Here is an 8,306-nt window from a genome sequence, read left to right on the forward strand (position 1 = left end):
CGCGAAAGACGAATCTTGACCATAAATAAAAGCTCCAGAGTTGCCGGGATGCCGGCAGCACGCACACTGCGGTGCGCGGTGAACGCGACATTTTAATGAAATTTGGAGAAAAAGGAAGGGGTTGGGTGAATAGGGACGAGGGGTGAGTGGCGAGGGCGCCAGTCTGGGCGCTTGACGTACGCCGCAATAACAGAGCGTCGCCGCAGTATCCGGGTTACACCGGACGCTCGGTTTTGGCTCCATCGCTACTCGTCCCTCGCCGCTTTCGGCCTCAGTCGACCAACGTGCCAACAGCCTCGCCGCGCATGATCCGCAGCAGGTTGCCCGGCACAGTCATGTCATAAATGCGCATCGGCATCTTGTGATCGCGGCATAGCGCAATGGCGGCGGTATCCATCACGGCCAGCTTGCGCTCGATGACCTGGTCGTAGTCGAGATGGTCGTAGCGTACGGCGTCGGCGTGCCGCGCGGGATCGGCGGTATAGACGCCATCCACTTTGGTGGCCTTCAGCAGCAGATCCGCGCCCACTTCGATCGCACGCAGCGCGGCGGCCGAATCGGTGGTGAAGAACGGATTGCCGGTGCCTGCGGCGAACAGCACGATGCGGCCCTTTTCGATGTGGCGAATAGCGCGGCGGCGGATGAAGTCCTCAGCGACATCGTGGATCTGGATTGCGCTCATTACGCGTGCGAAGCCGCCGCGTTTTTCGATCGCGTCCTGCATGGCCAAAGCGTTCATCACCGTGGCGAGCATGCCCATGTGGTCGCCGGTGACGCGATCCATGCCTGCGGCAGCCAGGCCCGCGCCACGAAAAATGTTTCCGCCGCCGATGACGACGCCGATCTGTACGCCAGCACGCTGGATGTCGATGATTTCTTCGGCCAGGCGACCGATGACCTTCGGATCGATACCGTAGTCGGCATCGCCCATCAAGGCTTCGCCGGAGAGTTTGAGCAGGATGCGGCGGTACTTAAGCGGGTCGCTCATGGGGTCTCCGGATTGTGTGGGGCAAAACGCCGGTATTGTAATGGAGCTGTGGTAATGCGGCGAGCGCCGATTGTGTTGGGGAATGTGGTCGGGGCGTGGCAGAGGGACGAGGAAGGAGTATCGAGGGGCGCAGCTCGGCAGGGCGAGGGGAATCGTGGCGTGACATGTGTTGTCGCGCTGCCTGGCGGGTAGCCCTGTGGTCGGTTCTGGCGCCCTCGCTACGTTCTCTCGCCTAAACCGGAGGCACAAAAAAGCCGCGGTCTCCCGCGGCTCTTTTGCATCCGGAATGAAGCGTAAAGGCAATCAGACCTGCATCGCCTTGGCCACTTCGGCCAGATAGTCTTCCTGCACCTTCTCGATGCCTTCGCCGACGGCCAGACGAATCGAGGCAACCACTTCGGCGCCTTCCTTCTTCAGTGCGTCGCCAACGGTGACGTTGGTGTCCAGCACATAGGGCTGACCCATCAAGGTCACTTCCGAGACGATCTTGTTGATCTTGCCGGAGATGATCTTGTCCAGGATATCGGCAGGCTTGTTCTTTTCCTTGTCCGACATCGCAGCCAGGGCGATTTCCTTTTCCTTCGCGACGAAGTCGGCCGGGACATCCTCGGCCTTCACGTAGGGCGGGTTCATCGCGGCAACGTGCATGGCGACGCCCTTGGCCAGCTCTTCCGAGCCGCCCTTGAGGGCTACGATCACGCCGATCTTGCCGCCGTGCGAATAGACGGCCAGCGGGCCGTCGTTGGCGACGCGGGCGACGCGACGCACGTCGATCTTCTCGCCGATGGTGGCGGTCTGGGCCTTGGCGGCCTCTTCGACCGTGCCGCCGTCCACGTGCGAAGCGGCCTTGAGCGCTTCGACGGTACCGGCGGAGGCCTTGAGGGCGTCCTGGGCGATCTTGTCGGTGAACTCGACGAAGTTCGGCGCCTTGGCGACAAAGTCGGTTTCGCTGTTGATCTCGACCATGACGGCCTGGCCGCCACCCTGGGCAACCGAGATGCGGCCTTCGGCAGCCACGCGATCGGCTTTCTTGTCGGCCTTGGCCAGGCCGGTCTTGCGCAGCAGCTCGGCAGCGGCGTCGATGTCGCCGTTGGTCTCGGTCAGCGCCTTCTTGCAGTCCATCATGCCGGCGCCCGAACGCTCACGCAGCTCGCTGACCAGTTTTGCGGTAATGGGGGTGCTCATCTGCAATCCTCAAAATCTTGGAAACGCCCCGGTCGGAGCCGGGGCGGGTGAACGACTTACTCGGCGTCTTCGCTTTCCTGACGACCGCGACCGCCGCGGCCGCCGTCACGGCGAGGAGCGCCCGAACCCTTGCGAGCCGGACCGCGGTTGTCGCGTTCACGGCGCGCCGGGGCGGCCTTGCGCTCTTCCTTGGCGACCGGGTTGCCTTCCTCGTCCAGCTCGACGAACTCGTTGGCGTCGCCCTGGGCGGCGGCAGGCGCGGCGGCCTTGCCTTCGAGGATCGAGTCGGCCGCGGCGCGGGCGTACAGCTGGATGGCGCGGATGGCGTCGTCGTTGCCCGGGATGGCGTAATCGACCAGTTCCGGGTTGTAGTTGGTATCGACCACGGCGATCACCGGGATGCCGAGCTTCTTGGCTTCCTGCACGGCGATGTCTTCATGACCGATGTCGATGATGAACAACGCGTCGGGCAGACGGTTCATGTCCTTGATGCCGCCCAGCGAGTTTTCCAGCTTCTCGCGCTCGCGGCGGCGGGCCAGCACTTCGTGCTTGACCAGCTTGTCGAAGCTGCCGTCGGTCTCGGCCGCTTCCAGCTCTTTCAGGCGGGCCACGGACTGCTTGACGGTGCGGAAGTTGGTCAGCATGCCGCCGAGCCAGCGGGCGGTCACGAACGGCATACCGGCGCGGGTGGCTTCCTCGGCCAGCGCTTCACGCGCCGAACGCTTGGTGCCGACGAACAGCACGGTGCCGCGCTTCTGCGCCACGCCCGAGAGGAAGTTCATCGCGTCGGTGAAAAGCGGGAGGGTCTTTTCCAGATTGATGATGTGGATCTTGCCGCGGGCGCCAAAGATGTACGGGGCCATCTTCGGGTTCCAGTAGCGGGTCTGGTGACCGAAATGCACGCCAGCTTCGAGCATCTGGCGCATGGTGACTTGAGCCATGGGTGTAACTCCAAATTTTATGGGCTTGGGTTTTACAAGCCCGGGGGTTGGGACCTCCACATATCCCCGGCTTCGACCGCTTGCTCCCATTTAGAATGGAAGGCGATGGCGGCACCCCGAAGGCGGTGTCGATACGTGTGTGGCGTTTAGTTTGTCCAATCAAGGACTTAAGGGATCGGCCGCGAAGCGGTTTACAATCCCATGCGTTTTGCGACGGCCGGTTTCACCCTGTGGAGTGAAAAGTTCGACCCAGCAAAACTCCGAAATTGTAGCCGGTCAGCCGGTATAGCGGCAAGCCACTGGATTTCCAGGGCGCTTGTCGCCATGTGAGTGGAATCATGGCAGTTACCCTCAAAACCCCCCAGGACATCGAGGCGATGCGCGCGGCTGGCCAGTTGGCCGCCGAAGTGCTCGCCATGCTCAAGGAGCACGTCAAGCCCGGTGTCACCACCGAGGATCTCGACCGCCTCGCCTACGAGCACATCGTAAATGTGCAGAAAGCCATCCCGGCCAACGTCGGTTACAACGGTTTCCCCAAGACGCTGTGTACCTCGGTCAACCATGTCATCTGCCACGGCATCCCCAGTCCCGGCAAGGTGCTCAAGGATGGCGACATCATCAATCTCGATGTGACCGTCATCAAGGACGGTTGGCACGGTGACACCAGCCGCATGTATTTCGTCGGCACTCCCGGCGTGCTGGCCAAGCGTCTGGTAGACACCACCTATGAGGCGATGATGCGCGGCATCCAGGCGGTGCGCCCAGGCGCCACCCTGGGCGATGTCGGCAACGCGATCCAAAAGCATGCCGAGGCGGCGGGTTTCTCCGTAGTGCGCGAGTACTGCGGGCACGGCATCGGCAAGGTCTATCACGACGAACCGCAGGTCCTGCATTACGGCAAAGCCGGCAGCGGGCTGACCTTGCAGAAGGGCATGACCTTTACGGTCGAGCCGATGATCAATGCAGGCAAGCCGCAGACGAAGCAGCTTCCGGACGGCTGGACGGTAGTCACCAAGGATCACTCGCTTTCGGCGCAGTGGGAGCACACGATCGCGGTGACGGACGACGGGTTCGAAATCCTGACGCCCTGGCCGGATGCCTGAGGTGCATTCGGGCCGGTAGCGCCAAACGCAAGGAAGAGCCCGCCGTCGTGCGGGCTTTTCTTTTGCCAAGTGAAGCGCCAATGGCGTGGCTTTACAGCGAGTGCGGCAAACGGCTTTACTCTTTCTCATGAGTCCTTCGCTTCCTCCTTTACCGCGCCTGCCCATCGCCGTGCCCCGATCGGGCGTTTCCAGCGAAGCGCGGCGCGCATTGCGGCAACTGCTGGGCGATGTCGACCGAGCCCTGACCACGGCCTTTCGCGACGGTGCCGATGCCACCGCGCTGGGGCGTCGGCGCAGCGAATCGGTGCAACGGATCGTCGTGCATGTCTGGAATGCCTGTTTGGGCGACGTGACCGAGGCGGCGCTGTTCGCCATCGGCGGGTTCGGTCGCGGCCTGTTGTTTCCGTATTCGGACGTCGATTTGCTGGTGCTGGTCGAACGCGCCGAGCCGCCACGGCTGCGCGCGTTGGAGCAATGCTTCTCCACGCTTTGGGATGTTGGCCTGAAAGTCGGGCACGCGGTACGCGATCCGGCGCAATGCCGTGCCTTGGCGGCCGAGGATGCCAGCGTATTCACCAGCCTGCTCGATGCGCGGCAGTTGGCCGGCGATCCGGCGTTGGAAGCGCGCCTGCGCGCCATCGTCGACGATCCTCAGCTTTGGCCGCCACGCGCCTATCTGGATGCGCGACTGGCTGAGCGCAACGCGCGTCATGCGCGCTACAACGATACGGCCTACAACCTGGAGCCGAACATCAAGGACGGTCCGGGCGGCTTGCGCACGCTCGATGCGCTGCGCTGGCTAGGGCGGCGGCTGGCGCACGCCAATGACTTCAGTGACATGGCCGCCGATGGCTTACTCGATCCGGCCGAACAGGAAAACCTGGAACAGGCCGAGGCCGCCTTACGGCGTTATCGCTGGGCACTGCATCTCGAAGCGGGGCGGCCGGAAGAGCGGCTGTTGTTCGATTACCAGCGTCCACTGGCCGAGCGCCTGGGATTTCGCGACGAGCACGCCAAGAACCTCGGCGTAGAGCAGTTCATGCAGGGCTACTATCGCGCCGCCAGCCAGGTCGAGCGGCTCGGCGCGCAGTTGATGGAGCGCTTCGAGGAAATGCTCGAAACGCCAAGCGAGCCGCTGCCGATCGGCAAGGATTTCGTGCGCTTCGGTGCGCGTATGGCAGTGCGCGATCCGGAACGCTTGCTGACTCACCCGGCCGCGCTGGTAGAGCTGTTTATCCAACGCCTGAAGACACCTGGCATCGTCGGTTTTACCGCCGACACGATGCGTCGCCTGCACCAGGCTACCGCGGCGCTGGACGGCCGGCTTGCTGACGACCCGAGTGTGCTTAAGGCATTCCTCGAACTACTGCGGATGGGTGCTCCGGCAGCCGATGCCTTGTGGCGCATGAACCGGCATGGCTTGCTGGCGGCGATCCTGCCGGCGTTCGGTCGCGTCTTTGGCCGCATGCAATACGATTTGTTCCACGTCTATACCGTGGACGAGCACACCTTGCGCGTGCTCTACAACGTTGCACGTTTCGCCGATCCGGCGGCCAAGACGCAGTTCCCCATCGCCTGCGATATCTGGCCGACGCTGGAAAAGCCCGAACTGCTGTTGCTGGCGGCCTTGTTTCATGACATCGCCAAGGGACGCGGAGGCGATCATTCCATGCTTGGCGAAGAAGACGCGCGGCAGTTCTGCGCCAAGCTGGGCTTGCCTGCCGAAGACGGGGAACTGGTTGCCTGGTTGGTGCGTTGGCATCTGCTGATGAGCACCACCGCGCAGCGCCAGGACATTACCGATCCGGATGTTGTAGGGCGTTTTGCCGAAGCGGTAGGCGATCGCCGACGGTTGGACTTGCTCTATCTGTTGACCATCGCCGATATCATCGGCACCAGTCCGAAGCTTTGGAATGGCTGGAAAGACCGGTTGCTGGCCGATCTCTATACCGCCGCGCACTACATGCTGCGCAGCGAGGAGGAGGTCTTTGCCGATGCGCCCACGCGCGTACGCGAATGTCTTGAGCGCGCCATGGATCTGTTGGCGAAAGAGGGGTTTTCTGCGGCCGATTGCGCTCATGCCTGGACCGATTTCCCGGAGTTGAGCTTCCTGCGCCATCGACCCGAGCAAATCGCCTGGCAGACCGCGGCGATCCTGCGTGCCAAAGGTGCCACGCCGCTGGTCGAGGTGCATCCGTTGTCGGTGCGTGGCGCAACGGAGTTGTTCGTCTATGTGCCGGATCGCGATGGTCTGTTTGCCGCACTTACCGCCATGCTCGATCGCCTGCATTTTTCGGTGATGGAGGCGCGCATCCTGAGTTCGCATACCGGCATGGCGCTCGATACCTTCCTGCTCCTGGACGCCGGCACCCAGCAACCGGCTACCGAGCAGCGCGCCGAAGAGCTCAAGCAGCGCATGCATCGTGCCTTGTCCCAGCCCGGTCATACGCACCAGCCGCCCAAGCGGAACATGTCGCGTCATCTGAAGCATTTCCAGGTGGCGCCAAAGATCGCCTTCAATCTGGCTGGGGATCGCACTCGGCTCTCACTGGTAGGCACGGACCGTCCGGGCTTGCTTGCTGCCGTAGCCCAAGCCATGGCGGAGGCGGGCATACGTGTGCACGATGCGCGTATCGCCACGTTCGGCGAACGCGCTGAAGATTATTTCCTGGTCACCAACCGACAGGATCGGCCGCTGAGCGCTCAACAGCAGGACCGGTTGCTCGGGACATTGCTGGAGCGTTTCCCTTAAGGGATGTCTTCGATCGCTTTCGAAGAATAGTCCTTTTATGGAAGCGACCGGGGAACGCCCGAAAAACTGTCTGTGCGGCGCACAAACTGCTTCATTCTCGTTACTATCGCATCGGTATCTTTAGAGCTTCTTTTCATGCAAAGCATTGAATCCCTGATCGACGACGCCTTCGAACGGCGCAATGACCTCACCCAGGCCGAAGTGGAGACGCATCTGCGTCCGGCTATCGAGCAAGTAATCGATCTGCTCGAATCGGGCGAGCGGCGCGTTGCCGAGCCCGATGGCTACGGCGGCTGGACGGTGAACCAATGGATCAAGAAAGCGGTGTTGCTGTATTTCCGCATCAATAGCAATCGCGTGGTCGACGGTGGCTCGGCCTTGGCATTCGACAAGGTGCCGCTGCGCTTTGCCCATGGCAACGACAGCGAGCTGGAAACCCTTGGCGCACGCGTCGTACCCGGCGCCCTGGTGCGTCGTGGCGCACACGTGGCCAAGGACGCCGTACTGATGCCGAGCTATGTCAATATCGGAGCCTATGTCGGTGCCGGCAGCATGATCGATACGTGGGCCACGGTAGGCTCCTGTGCGCAGATCGGCGCGGGCGTGCACTTGTCCGGTGGTGTGGGTATCGGCGGCGTGCTCGAGCCGCTGCAAGCCAATCCGACCATCATCGAGGACAACTGCTTTGTCGGCGCGCGTTCTGAAGTGGTCGAAGGCGTAGTCGTCGAGCGCGGCAGCGTGATTGGCATGGGAGTGTTCCTCGGCCAGTCCACCCGCATCTACAACCGTATGACCGGCGAGATCAGCTACGGTCGCATTCCCGCCGGTAGCGTGGTCGTTGCCGGCAGCCTGCCGGCGAAGGACGGATCGCACAGCCTGTATGCGGCAGTGATCGTCAAGCAGGTCGACGAGAAAACGCGCGGCAAGACAGGCATCAACGAACTGCTGCGCATGGGCGATTGACGCACCGCTATGGCACGATCCATGACGGCCATGCTAGTCGGTGGCCGCATCATGGGCTGCATGCAGATGCCAATCGTAACGCCGCGTTTCGTTCTCCCTCATGCGGATGGCAACGAGCCCCTGATAGCCGACGCTCACGCTGCCAGGTTCGGCTTGGACATTCTCGACCAGTAGCTTCATTTCAGCGGCGTCATGGACGCCGCTCATCGCGTAGCAGGTGATGTGGGTATCGAATATGACCTTGCTCCAGTCTTCGGGGCAGGACATATCGACGAACTTATACCCCGTGTAGAAGTCGAAGTGTTCCACCATGTACGCGATCTGGCCGGTTGCGGCGGGGACTTTGATCGTCATCACGCCGCGCTCTCCCGGAC

General features: G+C 62.4%; 7 protein-coding genes. 3 read left to right on the forward strand and 4 right to left on the reverse strand.

Annotation, left to right across the window (positions count from 1 at the left end; all coding sequences use genetic code 11):
• Window positions 1-271: 271 nt before the first annotated feature.
• The 3 genes from pyrH to rpsB form a co-directional block, all read right to left on the reverse strand.
• Entirely contained in the window at window positions 272-988 is a 717-nt protein-coding gene (pyrH, locus tag VIM98_RS16245) for a UMP kinase (protein ID WP_331994155.1), read from the reverse strand.
• Between the two features lie 303 nt (window positions 989-1,291).
• Window positions 1,292-2,173 (reverse strand): translation elongation factor Ts, encoded by an 882-nt coding sequence (gene tsf, locus VIM98_RS16250; protein ID WP_331994156.1) that lies wholly within the window; start codon window positions 2,171-2,173, stop codon window positions 1,292-1,294.
• Between the two features lie 56 nt (window positions 2,174-2,229).
• Window positions 2,230-3,114 carry a 30S ribosomal protein S2 gene (rpsB, locus tag VIM98_RS16255; protein ID WP_331994157.1) on the reverse strand — a complete coding sequence of 295 codons (885 nt, stop codon included), beginning with the start codon at window positions 3,112-3,114 and terminating at the stop codon, window positions 2,230-2,232.
• Window positions 3,115-3,452: 338 nt separating this feature from the next.
• Here rpsB and map point away from each other — a divergent pair, with 338 nt between their 5' ends.
• The 3 genes from map (at window position 3,453) to dapD (ending at window position 7,932) form a co-directional block, all read left to right on the forward strand.
• Complete coding sequence (map, locus tag VIM98_RS16260; protein WP_331994158.1) at window positions 3,453-4,217, forward strand: type I methionyl aminopeptidase; 765 nt, start codon at window positions 3,453-3,455, stop codon at window positions 4,215-4,217.
• Window positions 4,218-4,344: 127 nt separating this feature from the next.
• Entirely contained in the window at window positions 4,345-6,969 is a 2,625-nt protein-coding gene (glnD, locus tag VIM98_RS16265) for a [protein-PII] uridylyltransferase (RefSeq protein ID WP_331994159.1), read from the forward strand.
• Window positions 6,970-7,104: 135 nt separating this feature from the next.
• Window positions 7,105-7,932 (forward strand): 2,3,4,5-tetrahydropyridine-2,6-dicarboxylate N-succinyltransferase, encoded by an 828-nt coding sequence (dapD, locus tag VIM98_RS16270; protein ID WP_331994160.1) that lies wholly within the window; start codon window positions 7,105-7,107, stop codon window positions 7,930-7,932.
• 33 nt (window positions 7,933-7,965) lie between these two features.
• On the opposite strand, the gene VIM98_RS16275 is transcribed toward dapD, so the two are convergent.
• On the reverse strand, window positions 7,966-8,306 hold a 341-nt coding region (locus tag VIM98_RS16275; protein WP_331994161.1), incomplete at its 5' end, for a hypothetical protein.

It is taken from the genome of Dyella sp. (genome assembly GCF_036568765.1).
Taxonomy (GTDB): domain Bacteria; phylum Pseudomonadota; class Gammaproteobacteria; order Xanthomonadales; family Rhodanobacteraceae; genus GSA-30.

Excerpts from the sequence above, each read along its gene's own strand:
- rpsB (WP_331994157.1), bottom strand. The coding sequence starts at position 3,114 with ATGGCTCAAGTCACCATGCGCCAGATGCTCGAAGCTGGCGTGCATTTC.
- tsf (WP_331994156.1), bottom strand. The coding sequence starts at position 2,173 with ATGAGCACCCCCATTACCGCAAAACTGGTCAGCGAGCTGCGTGAGCGT.
- pyrH (WP_331994155.1), bottom strand. The coding sequence starts at position 988 with ATGAGCGACCCGCTTAAGTACCGCCGCATCCTGCTCAAACTCTCCGGC.
- glnD (WP_331994159.1), top strand. The coding sequence starts at position 4,345 with ATGAGTCCTTCGCTTCCTCCTTTACCGCGCCTGCCCATCGCCGTGCCC.
- map (WP_331994158.1), top strand. The coding sequence starts at position 3,453 with ATGGCAGTTACCCTCAAAACCCCCCAGGACATCGAGGCGATGCGCGCG.
- dapD (WP_331994160.1), top strand. The coding sequence starts at position 7,105 with ATGCAAAGCATTGAATCCCTGATCGACGACGCCTTCGAACGGCGCAAT.